Annotated in this window: 15 protein-coding genes and 2 riboswitches; of the genes, 4 read left to right on the plus strand and 11 right to left on the minus strand. The window is 46.4% G+C overall.

The genetic code is table 11. The features are described 5' to 3' along the window. The first annotated feature begins 91 nt into the window (after nt 1–91). Entirely contained in the window at nt 92–469 is a 378-nt protein-coding gene (locus tag MTR82_RS05510; protein ID WP_246808186.1) for a VOC family protein, read from the plus strand. Between the two features lie 67 nt (nt 470–536). Here MTR82_RS05510 and hmpA (MTR82_RS05515) read toward each other — a convergent pair whose 3' ends face one another. Together hmpA (MTR82_RS05515) and hmpA (MTR82_RS05520) are read right to left on the minus strand one after the other, a co-directional pair. Continuing rightward, complete coding sequence (hmpA, locus tag MTR82_RS05515) at nt 537–1,718, minus strand: NO-inducible flavohemoprotein (protein WP_246808187.1); 1,182 nt, start codon at nt 1,716–1,718, stop codon at nt 537–539. A gap of 173 nt (nt 1,719–1,891) precedes the next feature. Then, complete coding sequence (hmpA, locus tag MTR82_RS05520) at nt 1,892–3,073, minus strand: NO-inducible flavohemoprotein (RefSeq protein ID WP_246808188.1); 1,182 nt, start codon at nt 3,071–3,073, stop codon at nt 1,892–1,894. Nucleotides 3,074–3,175: 102 nt separating this feature from the next. Between hmpA (MTR82_RS05520) and MTR82_RS05525 the strand changes: the two genes are divergently transcribed. Continuing rightward, nucleotides 3,176–3,610, plus strand: coding sequence for an Rrf2 family transcriptional regulator (locus MTR82_RS05525; RefSeq protein WP_052654371.1), 435 nt, complete (start codon nt 3,176–3,178; stop codon nt 3,608–3,610). 34 nt (nt 3,611–3,644) lie between these two features. Here MTR82_RS05525 and MTR82_RS05530 read toward each other — a convergent pair whose 3' ends face one another. From MTR82_RS05530 to MTR82_RS05540, 3 genes are all read right to left on the minus strand, one after another. Then, a complete protein-coding gene (locus tag MTR82_RS05530; protein ID WP_246808189.1) occupies nt 3,645–4,067 on the minus strand; it encodes a pyridoxamine 5'-phosphate oxidase family protein in 423 nt (140 codons plus the stop codon). Between the two features lie 95 nt (nt 4,068–4,162). Then, complete coding sequence (locus MTR82_RS05535) at nt 4,163–5,068, minus strand: EamA family transporter (RefSeq protein ID WP_246808190.1); 906 nt, start codon at nt 5,066–5,068, stop codon at nt 4,163–4,165. 95 nt (nt 5,069–5,163) lie between these two features. Next, nucleotides 5,164–5,394 carry a hypothetical protein gene (locus tag MTR82_RS05540; RefSeq protein WP_246808191.1) on the minus strand — a complete coding sequence of 77 codons (231 nt, stop codon included), beginning with the start codon at nt 5,392–5,394 and terminating at the stop codon, nt 5,164–5,166. A 176-nt stretch (nt 5,395–5,570) separates the two neighbouring features. On the opposite strand from MTR82_RS05540, the gene MTR82_RS05545 reads away from it, so the two are divergent. Further along, on the plus strand, nt 5,571–6,590 hold the full coding sequence (locus tag MTR82_RS05545; RefSeq protein WP_246808192.1) for an STAS domain-containing protein: 1,020 nt from the start codon (nt 5,571–5,573) through the stop codon (nt 6,588–6,590). Between the two features lie 28 nt (nt 6,591–6,618). Here the strand turns inward: MTR82_RS05545 and pepT are convergent, their stop codons facing one another. The 6 genes from pepT to MTR82_RS05575 all read right to left on the minus strand — a co-directional run bounded on the left by pepT (nt 6,619) and on the right by MTR82_RS05575 (nt 13,196). Beyond that, a complete protein-coding gene (gene pepT, locus MTR82_RS05550; RefSeq protein WP_246808193.1) occupies nt 6,619–7,836 on the minus strand; it encodes a peptidase T in 1,218 nt (405 codons plus the stop codon). 131 nt (nt 7,837–7,967) lie between these two features. Continuing rightward, a complete protein-coding gene (locus MTR82_RS05555) occupies nt 7,968–9,170 on the minus strand; it encodes a M20 family metallopeptidase (protein WP_246808195.1) in 1,203 nt (400 codons plus the stop codon). Nucleotides 9,171–9,460: 290 nt separating this feature from the next. Continuing rightward, a complete protein-coding gene (locus MTR82_RS05560) occupies nt 9,461–10,297 on the minus strand; it encodes a MetQ/NlpA family ABC transporter substrate-binding protein (RefSeq protein ID WP_052650547.1) in 837 nt (278 codons plus the stop codon). Nucleotides 10,298–10,540: 243 nt separating this feature from the next. Then, a complete protein-coding gene (locus MTR82_RS05565) occupies nt 10,541–11,191 on the minus strand; it encodes a methionine ABC transporter permease (protein ID WP_052650548.1) in 651 nt (216 codons plus the stop codon). Next, complete coding sequence (locus MTR82_RS05570) at nt 11,181–12,212, minus strand: methionine ABC transporter ATP-binding protein (RefSeq protein ID WP_052650549.1); 1,032 nt, start codon at nt 12,210–12,212, stop codon at nt 11,181–11,183. Before MTR82_RS05570 ends, MTR82_RS05565 begins: the two co-directional genes overlap by 11 nt. A 129-nt stretch (nt 12,213–12,341) precedes the next feature. Continuing rightward, a riboswitch (SAM riboswitch) is annotated at nt 12,342–12,457 on the minus strand. Nucleotides 12,458–12,557: 100 nt separating this feature from the next. Beyond that, complete coding sequence (locus MTR82_RS05575; RefSeq protein ID WP_246808196.1) at nt 12,558–13,196, minus strand: glycerol-3-phosphate acyltransferase; 639 nt, start codon at nt 13,194–13,196, stop codon at nt 12,558–12,560. 133 nt (nt 13,197–13,329) lie between these two features. After that, nucleotides 13,330–13,441: riboswitch (SAM riboswitch) on the plus strand. 102 nt (nt 13,442–13,543) lie between these two features. Here MTR82_RS05575 and MTR82_RS05580 point away from each other — a divergent pair. Continuing rightward, complete coding sequence (locus MTR82_RS05580; RefSeq protein WP_246808197.1) at nt 13,544–14,833, plus strand: O-acetylhomoserine aminocarboxypropyltransferase/cysteine synthase family protein; 1,290 nt, start codon at nt 13,544–13,546, stop codon at nt 14,831–14,833. The last annotated feature ends 4 nt before the right edge of the window (nt 14,834–14,837 follow it).

The raw sequence follows: 14,837 nt of genomic DNA on the forward strand, positions 1-14,837 counted from the left end.
GATAACTAAAACTTATCGTAATTCATCCATACAATTGAATGTTCTTTTTCCCATTCGTTTATTAAACTAGGGCAGAAGGGGAGGCGAAAAAATGGCATTTTCGATCAGCAAAATCGACCACGTGCAAGTGGCTGCGCCGAAAGGGAACGAAGAACAGGCGCGAAAATTTTACGGAGATTTATTGGGCATGAAGGAAGTGGAAAAACCGGAGCCATTGAAGTCGCGGGGAGGCGTATGGTTTGAATTTGGGGCTTTTCAGCTGCATGTAGGAGTGGAAGAGCCCTTTTCTCCAGCGAAAAAAGCACACCCTGCTTTTTTTGTAAATGGCTATGAAGCGTTGAAGGGCCAATTGGATAGCGAAGGCATTGACGTAAAAAATGATGCCAGCATCCCTGGCGTCGAACGATTTTTTGTTTTCGATCCGTTCGGCAACCGTTTGGAATTTTTAAAAGAAGGTTCCGTAAAGTGAGAAAAAAGAAGGATCGGCCAAAAGCTATGGAATAGCGTTGGCCGATCCTTCAGTTTTCCTTGAAATTTTATACCGTTCGCAATGCTACGGCCGGACCAAAGAATTCAAAATGAATTTGCTGTTCTTTCATGCCCATGGCACGCAGTTCATGGATGATCGCTTCCATAAAAGGCACGGGTCCGCATACATAGACATCGCCTGTAATATCCACAAACTCTTCCAGAACCGCACGGGTGATGTAGCCATCCGGAAGGTCCGAATACAGCGTCTTGTAGGCAGCGTTCGCCATTGTTGCGAGATGATTTTGAATATCGCGGTCAAAGGCATGCAAAGACTCATTTCGTGCGGCATGGAGGAAAACGGTTGGACGTTCAGGCGTTAACGCCGCGACAGTTTCGAACATGCTCATCATCGGCGTAATGCCGACACCGCCGCTGATGAAAGCAACGGGAGAATCTTTTTCACTATCCAGCACAAATTCGCCAGCAGGGGCACTGACTTCAATGGCATCACCGACAGCTAATTCTTCGTGAAGGTAAACCGATACGCGCCCGTTTGGATCATTGTCCGCTTCACGCTTCACAGAAATGCGGAATTGATCAGGATTTGCCGCTTGGGATAAACTGTACTGTCTGTTGAACAAATAGTCTACTCCCGGAATAGCGAGGCGTACGGAAATATACTGGCCAGCTTGATACGCAGGCACATGGGAGCCATCCGCCGGCTTTAAATAAAAGGAAACGATGTTTTCACTTTCTTTTACTTTGTCGGCGACCACGAACTCTTTGAAGAATTTCCAGCCGTTCGCTTGATTTTCCGCTTTTTCATACAGGCCTTGCTCCACCCCGATAAAGGCGTCGGCAATCATGCCATAAGCGTCGGCCCATGCCTGGATGATTTCATCCGTCGCCGCATCTCCAAGAACTTCTTTAATCGCTTTTAAAAGGTATTCTCCGACAATCGGATAATGCTCAGGTTTGATGCCCAGACTGACGTGCTTGTTCGCGATTTGAACAACCGCCGGCAAAATAGCTTCCAAATTGTCGATATGGACAGCAGCTGCATAAACGGTATTAGCAAGTGCAGCCTGTTGGCGTCCTTTCGCCTGATTGGCATGATTGAAAATGTTCAATAATTCAGGATGTGCGTCGAATAAATTCTTGTAAAAGACCGTTGTGATTGCTGTGCCATGTTCTTCAAGTACCGGTACCGTAGATTTGATGATGGATTTTGTTTCTTGAGATAGCATCTTCATTCGCTCCTTTTGTTTTCTATAATTCGACTATAAACCTCTTATGCTTTTAAAGATATATTTAAAATACATCTTTAAAAATTGGACACATTTTGCTTCACAAAAAATTCACATAAAAAAAGAGTTCATGGAGTAACCCACGAACTCTTTTTTGAAATGAAGCAAATCCTTTAGTTGGAATCAGGCAGATCGATGGCCGGACCAAAAAACTCAAAATGGATGCGGCTGTCATCCATTCCGATATTGCGAAGCTCCCGAATGATGCTAACCATAAAGGGAGGAGGTCCGCAAACATAAGCATCGCCTGAAGGATCTACGTATTCTTCTAAAGTTCTGCGTGTGATAAAGCCATCTTCTTCGTCGTAAATGGTTTTATAATACGCATATTCCATCCGGTCCGTATAAGAGCGGATGTCCTCGTCAAAGGCGTGCTGCAAGCGATTTCTGGCACCATGCAAAAACGTGGTCGGCCGCTCAGGAGTCGAAGTGGCCACGGTTTCAAACATGCTCATCATTGGCGTAATGCCGACACCGCCGCTGATAAACGCAACGGGCGTTGTTTTGGACGAATCGAGCACGAATACGCCAGCAGGGGCACTGATTTCCACGCGGTCGCCTTCCTGAATTTTTTCGTGAAGGTAAATCGACACGACGCCATTAGGGTCATTGTCTGCTTCACGTTTTACGGAAATCCGGAATTCGTCCGGCTTAGAAGCTTGAGACAGGCTGTATTGGCGGATCATGGTATAGGGCTCTCCTGGAATCGACAGCCGCAGCGAAATGTATTGCCCCGGTATATAAGCAGGAACATTCGATTGGTCTACCGGTTTTAAATAGAAGGAAGTGATGACTTGGCTTTCCTTTTCTTTTCGGACGACTACAAAGTCTTTAAAATACATCCAGCCGTTTTCCTGCGCAGCCGTTTTCCGGTACATATTTTTTTCCACATCGATAAAGGCATCGGCAATCACGCTGTAAGCTTCAGCCCATGCATCGATGATGTCATCCGTTGCGGCATCGCCAAGCACCTCTTTCATCGCTTTTAAAAGATGTTCACCGACAATCGGGTAATGTTCCGGCTTTACGCCTAAACTTACATGCTTATGGGCAATCTGGATAATGGCGGGCATAATTTCTGCCAAGTCATCTATGTGGACGGCTGCCGCATACACGGCTTTGGCAAGTGCTGTCTGCTGTCTTCCTTGCGCTTGGTTTGCGTGGTTAAAGATATTCAGCAATTCGGGATGGGCTTCAAAGAGATTTTTATAAAACGCTGACGTAATCGTGACGCCGTGGTCTTCCAATACAGGAACAGTGGACTTGATGATGGATCGTGTTTCATTTGACAACATGAAAACCATCTCCTTTTTCCTTTGTGAAGTTCGCTGCAATCTCAATTGCTTTATCGGGCTCTCCTTAATGGCTATAATGAGGAGGCAGGGAAGGTGAGATTGATGAAACTAACCATGTATACCGATTATTCATTGCGCGTGTTGATTTATTTGGGTTCCAAACCGGAAGGCAAATTGACGACCATCCAAGAAATTTCGGACGCTTACCATATATCCAAAAATCATCTAATGAAAGTGACATTTGAACTCGGGAAAGCCGGATTTATCCAAACGGTCCGCGGCCGTGGGGGAGGCATCCGCTTAGCCGACCTTCCGCAAAATATCAATGTGGGGACGGTTGTGCGCCGGATGGAAGATGATTTTCATCTGGTCGAGTGTTTTGACCGCGAACATAACCGCTGTCCCATAACGCCGGTTTGTGGATTGCGCGGCGTATTAGGAAAAGCGCTCCATGCTTATTTAGCGATTTTGGATGAATACACACTGGAGGATCTTCTTTTTAACCGGGAAGGCTTGCGTGAAATCCTCCACACATAAAAAAACGGCCCGAAAAATCGGAGCCGTTTTTTGTCTACAATTCAAGTGTTTGCGGCTCTTCGCCTTTTTTATTGATAATGCGTACACGCGAAGGTTTAATCGCAAGAATCACCAAATGAGGATCGTCCGGACCGCTGAACCAGCCTCTTAAGTGCTCGTTCCATACTTTGTCAATGATGCTTTTATCGTCATGGATGCCCATCGTGCCTTCTATTTCAAGAAATGCATCGCCGACGCCTTCGCCTTCATAGCCAAGGAGAATATGGGCATGCGGATTGTTCTCAAGCTCATCGACTTTTTGCGTTTGATCGCTTGTCGCTGTATATAACGTGAATTCATCATTAAAGAATGTCATATAGCGGGAATGCGGTTTATCGTCTTTCACCGTTGCCAAAACCCCCACATAACTATCCTCTAAAATCTTTAAAGCCTGCTGCTTCAGTTCTTGCTGATCCATATTTTCCACTCCTTTGAATTTAAACTTACTTCTAGTATTCCTGTTTTCTCGGGAAATAAACGTGAAGAAATTGGGCAAAGAAAAAACCTGCTTAGTTAAGCAGGTTCTTCAACACGTTCGACTGGTTTTGGGGTTCGGTTGAACATGCTTGGCAGCACCATTCCAGTAAGGACGACGAAGATGCCGACAATCTGGAGCACTGTCAAAGATTCACTTAAGATGATGACCGAAGCAATAACGGCGACTGGCAGTTCCATCGCACTTAAAATGGAAGCTAGCCCCGACCCTACGTGAGGGACGGCAATTGAGAAAAAATAAATCGGCATGATGATTCCAAAGAATCCTAGAAGGAGGCCGTATATCCATAACCCTTCTCCGAAGAAAGTTCCGTTCCACATGATTTCAGGCGTCTGGAAGACTGCGATGACAAGAGCCGCTGCCAGTGACACATAAAATAGGCGGGTTGTTGTATCCATGCCTTCGATTTGCTTGCCATTGACAAACATGAACGCTGAGAAGCAGAATGCAGCTCCAATTCCCCATGCCCATCCTTGCCAAGGGATGCCGCTTAAATCAGCGTCAATAACTCCGGCAGCAAGAATCGTTCCCCCGAACAATATGAGAAGCGAAATCACTTCTATACGCTTCAACCATCTTCGGTTTGCGATACAATCCATGAACATGCCGATCCAAGTGAATTGGAATAAGAGCACGACTGCCAGCGAGGCTGGCAAGTAATTAAGCGAATGGCTATAAACCATTCCAGTCGCTGCAGTGAACGACCCGGATAAGACAAGAATCTTCCAACCGCGTAGGCGCGGAAGGCTTCTTTGCGTTACGGCAAATAAAATAGCCGCTAGCACAAAACCGGTAAAATATTGGCTTGTAACAGCTTCGGCTGTTGTAAAGCCATGGCTCATGGCGACTTTTATAATCGTAGAAAGTACTCCATAACAGCTGGCCGCAACAACGACCATTACTGGGTATATCCAGTTTTTCAAATGTATCCACTCCTGTTCCAAAGAGAATCATAACATAAAAGAACCGCAAGGCATTAGCCTTGCGGTTCTTCAGAAAAGTAGATGTATTTTGATTATTAATCCGGGAACTTTTCTTCGCTGGATGAATCTTCTTTTGTAGCGCGCGGCTTGCCTTCTTCCGCTTTTTCCTGCTTCAAATCTTCAAGAGGGAGGGAGTCCACTGTTTGTTCTTCTTTGAACATTTCATGCATCGTTTTTTTGTCCGTCTTGAATTGTTCAGGATTATCCATAGGAGCGCCGTCTTTTGTTTCGCGCTCTTTTCCTTCGAAAAGTTTTTTGTCACTCATGGAAAGCACCTCTTTCTTTGTCTGTTACTGGTTTATTCCTTTTATAGAGAGTTTTAAAACATTTCGGTATCGCCTCTGGCATCAAAATGCTCTAAATTCATGCCTATTCGGGCTATTTCTAATAGCTTGTCAAACATTATGGTAAAATAGAGGGAGTGAACGAGAGGAGTTGTATCATGGAAACAAAACCTTCAATAAATGTAGGTGGACTGAGTTTTGAATGGGACCTGGAAGAAGGAAGATTCATATTTGAAGGACAGGATTCGGTGCTTTTCTGGACAGCTTCTGCCATGAAAATCTTTTTTGATTCGATTGAAGAGATTTCCGGAGAAGATGCGGCAAGCGTTGTCATGGAATCGACGGGATTTCGGCAAGGATTGCTGGTAGGGGATTATTTCTCGGAAATGGAGAATGTGTCGGTTGCTGAAGCAGCCAATCTGATTACGAATACATATGCATCTGCTGGATGGGGACTTGCGAAAATACGGGATATGGACGAAGCCAAACAAACGCTTCGTGTGCATTTGAAGAATAGCTGGGAGCACAAAATTAATGTAGCGCAAGGGAAAAAAGAAGGCGGAAGATATTTGGCTGCCCATTACGCCGGGATTTTCAGCAAACTTTTCAATACAAGCATTTGGTACAGCATCGTCCATCATCAAATTGATGGATATGAGGAAACGATTATCGAGTATTTCCCGTCGGAGCAAAACATAGAAGAGAATATTCACCGCTTTGCCCGGCTAAAAGAGGCCGAACAGATCGATCAGCTGGAGAGATTGGTACAAGAAAAGACAGCTGAACTAAACAGTTTGATCAAAGAAATTTCATCTCCGATTATCCCGGTTCTGGAAGACATCGTTGTGGTGCCGCTTCTCGGAACATATGACCAAGCAAGGGCAGAAGAGCTGCTGGTGAAAACATTGCAAAATCTGCCGAAACATAAAGCGAATTATTTAGTGCTGGATCTAACGGGGCTGAATGACCGCTTTACGCAGGAGGCTGCCAGTCTCATTGAAAAATTGGGATCAACGGCAGGTTTGATCGGAACCAAAACCATTCTTGTGGGCATTTCCCCTCAGATGAGCATGGTTATTACAGAATCTGGCATCGATCTATCTAAATTTAACTGCTTCCAAACTTTGCAGCACGGCATCCATTATGCACTTGCCCAGAATGGAAGAGCGATTCTATAAAAAAATAAGCGCCCGCGGGCGCTTATTTTTATTGTGGGATTTTCGCGATTTCAAGAATGACGCGAGTGGCTTTTTCCATATTATCCACGGAAATGAATTCGTACTGGCCATGATAATTTTCTCCGCCAGTGAAAATATTCGGCGTCGGCAAGCCCATATAGGAAAGCTGGGAGCCGTCCGTTCCGCCTCTGACAGGAACAATATTTGGTTCAATGCCAATCGTTTTCATCGCGTTCTCTGCTAAATCGACAATCTCCATTACGGGTTCGATTTTTTCACGCATATTGTAGTATTGGTCTTCGAGTTCCAAAGTGACTGCCTCAGCACCGTATTCCTGCTGCAATTTCTCAGCGGTTTCTTGCATCAGCTGTTTTTTGGCTTCGAATTTTTCTTTATCAAAATCTCTAATAATATAGGAAAGAACAGCTTTTTCCACATTGCCGTTGAAGTTGTTCAAGTGAATAAACCCTTCATAGCCTTCGGTTGCTTCCGGCACTTCATTTTTTGGCATGTGCTCTTGGAAACGGATGGCGATGGTTTGTGCATTCACCATTTTGTCTTTAGCCGATCCCGGGTGTACGCTTTTCCCTTGCACCGTCAATTTGCCGGCAGCGGCATTAAAGCTTTCATATTGCAATTCACCGAGCGGGCCGCCGTCCATCGTGTAAGCATAGTCAGCGCCAAAACGTGCCACATCAAATTTATGCGGACCGCGTCCGATTTCTTCGTCCGGCGTGAAAGCCACACGGATTTTTCCATGTTCGATTTCCGGATGCTGCACCAAGTATTCCATGGCCGTCATGATTTCCGCTACGCCGGCTTTATTGTCAGCTCCAAGAAGCGTGGTTCCGTCAGTAGTCAGCAATGTATGGCCCGCATAATTTTTGAGGTCCGGGAAATCAGCAGTGGACATGATGACAGAGTCGTTTAACGAAATATCTTTTCCGTCGTAATGATCAATACGCTGCGGGTTTACGTTTTTTCCTGTAAAATCAGGAGCGGTATCCACATGCGCCAGAAAACCGATAACAGGCATTTCTTTTTCTGTATTTGCCGGAAGCGTACCAAACAAATAGCCATATTCATCTGTTTCGACTTCTTCGAGGCCGATGCCTTTCATTTCTTTTTCAAGTACATTCAGCAAATCCCATTGTCCTGAAGTGGAAGGGGTAGCTGTACTTTCGGGATCTGATTGGGTATCGATCTTGGCATAGCGAACAAGCCGTTCGATTAAAGTTTCAAACATCGTATTCCTCCTAAAATATGTTCTGTTATGATTTTAGCACGAAAATAATAAATTTTGGAAATACGAGAAAAGAAGAGGCTAAACAAACAAAAAGCCGGAACTTCCGATTAAGGAAGTTCCGGCTTTTTGGGTTATAGCTGTTTATCCTGCAAGGCTTTTGCATGGGCTTCCTTTACTTCAGCCAGCAAAGCCGGTTCGGTCAATAAACGGTAGCCTGTATTCGCTAACGCTTTGGCGCCTTTAATCAACGCTTCATTGCCTGCATCTGATTTAGCTGCTTCCCGGAACTCTGCAGTATGGCCAACCAAGTCATCCGGTCCAATTTTGATATAAGGATGCGCAGTCGGCACGGCATAGCTGATATTGCCGGCATCGGTTGATCCAAGGCCTTTCGCGCGGGAAGTAGCCACCTCTTCGCCGACTGCTTCCAGTTCGCTTTGGACTACCTGATCTAAAGCGGGAGTCAACACAAGGTCCTGCACTTCATTTTGGAAGCGCACAATTTTAACGGTTGTGCCTGTAGCCAGTGCAGCGCCTTCTGCAATCGCCCGGATTTTTGCGGCCGTGTCAGAAGTCTTTTTCCATGAATCGCCGCGAATGTAAAAGCGGGCCGCTGCATATTCTGGAATAATATTTGGAGCATCGCCGCCATGGGTGATGATGCCATGGACGCGTGCATCTGAAGGCAATTGCTGGCGAAGGGCATTGATGCTGTTGAAAAGCTGGAGCACAGCGTCAAGGGCATTAATGCCTTCTTCTGGAGCGCCCGCTGCATGGGCCGGTTTTCCGTAAAAATGGAATTCTAGCGGATCCACTGCGAGGGAAGGGCCAGTGACGGCTGTTTTTCCGGATGGGTGGATCATGAGCGCAGCATCAATGCCTTCAAGGAAACCATGCTTTACAAAACTTCCTTTCGCACTTCCGTTCGGGCCGCCTTCTTCTGCTGGTGTGCCAAGCACGACAACGCGGCCGCCGGTTGCCGGGAGGGTTTCAGCTAACGCAATCGCAGCAGCGACGCTCGTTGTGCCAATAATATTGTGTCCGCAAGCATGGCCAATTCCAGGGAGAGCGTCGTATTCTGCCAAGTAAGCGATGGTTGGGCCGGGAAGCGTACTGTCTTTGCTCGCAAAGAATGCTGTTTCATGCCCGGCGACGCCAGTTTCTACAGTGAATCCTGCTTCTTCGAGCAGCTTCACCAAAGTGGCGCTGGCGAAGAACTCTTCGTTTCCGATTTCGGGTTTCGCATGGATCGCTTGGCTGGTTTCGATATAGACCCCACGGTTTGATTCGATGGATTGGGAAATGGTTTGAGCTGCTTCTTTGATTGCTGTCATTGAAATTCCTCCTTAGGTTTTGGTGTATGGATGGCCGTTTCCGCTTTTCTTATTGTCCAGCTGCAAGAGCCAGCTTCTCGGCCATAAGCTGGCCCACTGCGGCGGCAACAGCCTCCTCGTGGTCCATCTTATGACTGCCGAAGCTAACCGGCTCTTTCCGCTTTTCTTACTGTCCAGACTCCAACGGCCAGCCTCTCGAGGTCTTAAGCCGTCTCGCCTGTGCGGCAAAAAGCGCCGCTTCGGCAATTCGTCTTAAGCTTGTCGAGGCTAAACGGCCGTTTCCGCTTTTCTTACTGATAATCAACCAATTCTTCTACTGGGATAAATGTCGGGATGGAAGCGCCTTTTGTATGTTCTACGATGAAATCAGCTGTATCGTCTTGCTGGTAAAGTTCTACAATTTTCAAGAAGTCTTCGTCTTCGGCATTTTCAGCACTTGCTGCAATCAGGTTGATGTAAGGAGTTGCTGTATCGCTTTCTGCAGCAATTGGATCTTCTGTTGGATTCAAGCCAGCATCAACTGCGACGCCGTTATTGATGATTGATCCGGCAACATCCGGCATTGCACGCGGCGTATGCCCTGAAACCATCGGCATAATTTCAATGTTTTTCGGGTTCTCAATAATGTCATCAGCTGTGCCTGTAAGTCCTGCATCGTCCGATAATTTGATCAAGCCTGCTTCTTGAAGAAGAAGCAAAGCGCGTCCCATGTTCGTTGCTTCGTTCGGTACGGCGATTTGTGATCCGTTTGGCAGTTCATCGATTGATTCGTATTTGTCAGAGTAGAGGCCCATCGGTGCAATTACGGTTGACCCGATCGGTACGATGTCGATATCATGTTCAGCTACAAACTCGTCGAAATAAGAAATGGTCTGGAAGGCGTTCAAGTCCAGTTCGCCTTCAGCAAGCGCCAAGTTCGGTGCCACGTAGTCAGAGAATGTGATGATTTCAAGGTCAATGCCTTCTTTTTCCGCTTTTTCTGCAACGAAATCCCAAATGGATGTATCGGATCCGCTAATGCCGAGCGTTATTTTTCTGTTTCCTTCTTCACCTGAAGCATCATCGCCGCAAGCCGCAAGGACCAATGCCAATAATGCGAATAAAACCGTCAATGTAATTTTTTTCATGATGTATTCCTCCAATAAATTATTTGTATATAAGTAGAGCTAAAGAATCCACTAACTGATATTCCGCAAAATAGCTGCGCTTTCCAGCGGGCTCCCGCCCAATCCTCCTCGTCCACTTCGCTTCCTGCGGTGTATCGGTCGAATCGCTAAGCCGCAGGAGTCTCCGCTGTTTTGCTCCATATCAAGAAATCTCTTAGCGCCAAGCGACTTTTATAAGGGATTCTTTTCTTCAACTTAATATAGTTAACTTCTTCGTACTTTTTTAGATAGCAAGTTGCCGGCAGACTGAACGCCTTGAACAAGAATAACGAGTATAGCAACGGTAATCAGCATGACGACTGTGTCGAAGCGCTGGTAGCCGTAAGTAATGGCCAAGTCTCCAAGGCCGCCGCCTCCGATAGCCCCCGCCATTGCAGATGCACCGATCAATCCGACAATCGCAATCGTTAAAGCGAGGACCAATGAACTTAAAGCTTCCGGGATGAGGAAACGGAAAATAATTTGGCCCGGCGTTGCACCCATCGCCTGTGCTGCTTCGATGACCCCTTTGTCGACTTCGAGAAGTGAGTTTTCAATCAGGCGGGCAATGTACGGCCCTGCATAAAACACTAGCGGCACGATGGCAGCGGCAGTGCCGATGGATGTACCGACAATCAACCGGGTGAGCGGAATAATCGCGACCATCAAAATGATGAAAGGCACTGACCGGAAAATGTTGATGATGACGTTCAACACTTTTGAAACCGGTTCGTTTGCCAGCAAATGCCCTTTTCTAGTTACGACAAGCAAGATGCCAAGCGGGAAACCGATAATGATTGAGAATAAGAACGAAGCGCCGGTCATATAAACCGTTTCCCATAAGGCTTCTATTATCTGTTCGTTGTTAACTAGCATAATTTTTTACCTCCTCGACTTTGACCGAATCGCTGCGGATCGCAGTCAGCGCACGTTGGATCTCGCTTAAACTTCCCGAAAACTCAACAATTAAGTTGCCATATGGTTCGCCTTGCAGTTCCGTGATATTTCCGAATAGGACATTGAGATCAAGATTGAATTCGCGCGATACTTGAGACATGAGCGGCTGTCCGACTGACGAGCCTGTAAATTGGACGCGGTAGATGGAATGGTTCTGCGCTGGATCTTGGATTTTCGTCAACAGCGATTCCGGCAGCTCATCGTTCATGACCGAGCGGACAAATCGCTGAGTGGTCGGCTGCTGCGGATTGGTGAAAACTTCGTATACAGAACCTTGCTCGATGACTTTTCCAGCTTCGAGGACCGCGACTTTATCGCAAATTTCCCGGATAACTCCCATTTCATGAGTGATTAATAATATCGTGATATTGTATTCGCGGTTGATGCGCCGCAGCAAGTCTAAAATCGCCTGGGTCGTCTGGGGATCAAGGGCGGATGTAGCTTCATCGCAAAGCAGGACGGAAGGGTTGGTCGCTAATGCCCGAGCAATCCCGATTCGTTGCTTCTGTCCGCCGGATAGCTGATCCGGATATTTTTCCGCCTGATCCGCCAAGCCGACAAATTCAAGCAGGCTTTTCACTTGTTCTTTAATTTGGTTTTTCGGCGTTTTTGCCAAAATCAGCGGCATCGCGACATTATGGAATACCGTTTTTGAATTCAATAGATTGAAATGCTGGAAAATCATCCCGATGTCTTTTCGGGTATCGCGGATTTCTTTGCTGGTAAGGGTGGAAATGTCTTTGCCGTGGATGAGCACCCGTCCGTTTGTGGGGCGTTCCAGTAAATTGACTGTGCGGATAAGCGAACTCTTGCCCGCGCCGCTAAAGCCGATCACGCCGTATATTTCGCCGGTTTCAACAGTTAAATCGATGCCGTTCAATGCGTGGATTTCCTGTTTCCCGGAATGGTAGGTTTTTGTAACCCCCTCAAATTGAATCATTCAAATAGCCTCCTCATGCTGTTGCTGTGTAAATCGAAATCATACAAATCTGCAAAGAATAAAACAAAAAGAGCCCTCTTTTTTCCTGTCCATAAGAAAAAAGAGGGCTCCGTACTGAAACCATCTCAATTCTCATCTTCCAAATGCACATATATGCATTTGCAGGAATTAGCACAGTTTTCGCTAAAAGCGAATCCGCTGCCGAAACGTCATAGGGCCTGTCCCTCGGTTTCTCTGGATAAGAAAGTGATGTATCTATTCGATTTGTAATTCTCACTTTAGTGCGTCAACGCAGAAAAGTCAAGAAACTTTTTAAAAATAATTTAAAATTTAAAAAGCCGGCCATTAAACCGGCCCGGCTTTCTTGCGGAAGACAGAAGAAACTTTGCTTTCTGTTCCGTTTTTGATTCGTTTAATGTTTTCGATGTGTTTCCAGAAAGCCATGGCAAAAAGTCCGAAGGCTGTGAGAAGCGGCCAAATGCCGTCTGCTGGAAAATAGGCGATGGCGAACAGCATGCCATACAGGACGAGAACGCCAACGACCAAATAATCTGTTGCTAAAGCGCAAGCGACCAGCAGCAATCCGCCGGCAAGCCCCAGTTTCCAATCCAGTGCAAGCATGACGCCAATAATGGACGCAGTGCCTTTTCCGCCGTCAAAGTTCATATAGAACGGGAAGTTGTGGCCGATGACGACAGCCGCGCTCATAACAAACAGCAATGTCCAGGCCAATTCGCCAGATAAATTGAACTGATTTAATAGAATCCTTAACCCCAAGACAGCGGCGATTCCTTTGGAAATGTCGATCAAAGCGACAAGTGCGCCGAATTTCCAACCGAGAACAATTGCCGCGTTGGAAGCGCCGGAGTTTTTTACGCCTTCTTTTTTGACATTGATCCCTGAAATCAGCTGTGCGATGGAGGATCCGTGGAGTGAACCAATTAAATAACCAATTATAAGAGTGCAGGTAAACCAAAGAATCATCTCATCATCTCCTCTATAAAGTATTAAACGTTTAAAGAGAAGTGGAGGTTTCAAAATTTTTTGAATTATCCGCTTGACAAATGTAGACGATGTTTTTATACTGCTAAACAAGATGAAAAACTAAATCTGAATACTCTTATCAAGAGAGGCGGAGGGAATAGGCCCTATGATGCCCGGCAACCACCAAGCAATTGCTTGGAAAGGTGCTAAATCCTACAGATCGGCAACGGTCTGGCAGATGAGAGGAGGTATTTCCGTATATGACGGCCCTCTTCTTAACGAAGAGGGCTTTTTTCTATTCCCTCCTCGTCTTCGGTTTTCATCAATAAAAACTAGGAGGAATAAAAATGACAAATTTCAAACCCGAAACGCTTTTATTGCACGGCGGACAGGAACCCGATCCAACGACAGGCGCGAGAGGCGTAGCCATCCACAAAACCACTTCTTATGTATTCAAAAGTTCAGAGCATGCCCAAAATCTCTTCGGTTTAAAAGAAACCGGAAATATCTATTCGCGCATTATGAATCCGACGGTAGACGTTTTTGAACAGCGCGTCGCTTTGCTGGAAGGGGGGACAGCAGCTGTTGCCTTGTCTTCCGGGATGGCGGCCATTGCATTTTCTATTTTAAACGTCGCTGAGGCGGGCGATGAAATTTTGGCTGACAGCAATCTATACGGCGGTACGGTAAGCTTATTCTCCAACACACTTCCGCGCTACGGCATCAAAGTGAAATTTGCGGATGGAACAGATCCGGAAAACTTCCGTGCAGCCATCACGGATAAAACCAAAGCGATCTTCGGTGAAATTATCGGAAACCCAAGCTTGAATGTATTTGATGTGGAAAAAGTGGCGGAAATCGCCCACAAAAACCAAATTCCTTTATTGATCGACAATACGTTCGCTTCTCCGTACGGCAGCAATCCGATCGCTTTTGGTGCAGATGTCGTCATCCATTCCGCGACGAAATGGATTGGCGGCCATGGAACGACCATTGGCGGGGTTGTGGTAGACGGCGGAAAGTTCAACTGGAACAATCCGAAATTCCCGAATTACACGGAGCCGGATGAAAGCTACCATGGCATCCGCTACGGCATTGATGCAGAAGGCGCTTCATTTGCGACGAAGCTGCGTGTCCAATTGCTGCGCGATTTCGGTCCTTCACTAAGCCCGGAAAGCGCCCACGCTTTCTTGCAGGGACTTGAAACCCTGCATTTGCGAATTCCACGCCATAATAGCAATGCACGGGTAGTCGCAGAATATCTTCAGCAGCATCCACAAGTCGAATGGGTTAATTACATCGGCTTTGAAAATCATCCATCCCATCAGCTGGCGAAAAAATATTTGAAAGACGGCTATGGTTCAATCGTGAGTTTCGGAGTCAAAGGCGGCCGTGAAGCCGGTCGCAAAGTGATTGATGGCGTCGGATTGTGGTCGCATGTAGCAAACGTCGGCGATGCGAAATCGCTGATAATCCATCCGGCATCTACTACCCACCAGCAATTGAACAAAGAAGAATTGGAGGGGGCAGGGGTCACAGAAGAATTGATCCGCTTGTCGGTCGGGCTTGAAGATCCGGAAGATTTAATCGCTGATCTGGAGCAGGCCATTAAATCGGCAGTGCTTGAAAACGTCTAGGAGG

It is taken from the genome of Planococcus ruber (assembly GCF_022819085.1).
Lineage (GTDB): Bacteria > Bacillota > Bacilli > Bacillales_A > Planococcaceae > Planococcus > Planococcus ruber.

Excerpts from the sequence above, each read along its gene's own strand:
- MTR82_RS05510 (WP_246808186.1), top strand. The coding sequence starts at position 92 with ATGGCATTTTCGATCAGCAAAATCGACCACGTGCAAGTGGCTGCGCCG.
- hmpA (WP_246808187.1), bottom strand. The coding sequence starts at position 1,718 with ATGCTATCTCAAGAAACAAAATCCATCATCAAATCTACGGTACCGGTA.
- hmpA (WP_246808188.1), bottom strand. The coding sequence starts at position 3,073 with ATGTTGTCAAATGAAACACGATCCATCATCAAGTCCACTGTTCCTGTA.
- MTR82_RS05525 (WP_052654371.1), top strand. The coding sequence starts at position 3,176 with ATGAAACTAACCATGTATACCGATTATTCATTGCGCGTGTTGATTTAT.
- MTR82_RS05530 (WP_246808189.1), bottom strand. The coding sequence starts at position 4,067 with ATGGATCAGCAAGAACTGAAGCAGCAGGCTTTAAAGATTTTAGAGGAT.
- MTR82_RS05540 (WP_246808191.1), bottom strand. The coding sequence starts at position 5,394 with ATGAGTGACAAAAAACTTTTCGAAGGAAAAGAGCGCGAAACAAAAGAC.
- MTR82_RS05545 (WP_246808192.1), top strand. The coding sequence starts at position 5,571 with ATGGAAACAAAACCTTCAATAAATGTAGGTGGACTGAGTTTTGAATGG.
- pepT (WP_246808193.1), bottom strand. The coding sequence starts at position 7,836 with ATGTTTGAAACTTTAATCGAACGGCTTGTTCGCTATGCCAAGATCGAT.
- MTR82_RS05555 (WP_246808195.1), bottom strand. The coding sequence starts at position 9,170 with ATGACAGCAATCAAAGAAGCAGCTCAAACCATTTCCCAATCCATCGAA.
- MTR82_RS05560 (WP_052650547.1), bottom strand. The coding sequence starts at position 10,297 with ATGAAAAAAATTACATTGACGGTTTTATTCGCATTATTGGCATTGGTC.
- MTR82_RS05565 (WP_052650548.1), bottom strand. The coding sequence starts at position 11,191 with ATGCTAGTTAACAACGAACAGATAATAGAAGCCTTATGGGAAACGGTT.
- MTR82_RS05570 (WP_052650549.1), bottom strand. The coding sequence starts at position 12,212 with ATGATTCAATTTGAGGGGGTTACAAAAACCTACCATTCCGGGAAACAG.
- MTR82_RS05575 (WP_246808196.1), bottom strand. The coding sequence starts at position 13,196 with ATGATTCTTTGGTTTACCTGCACTCTTATAATTGGTTATTTAATTGGT.
- MTR82_RS05580 (WP_246808197.1), top strand. The coding sequence starts at position 13,544 with ATGACAAATTTCAAACCCGAAACGCTTTTATTGCACGGCGGACAGGAA.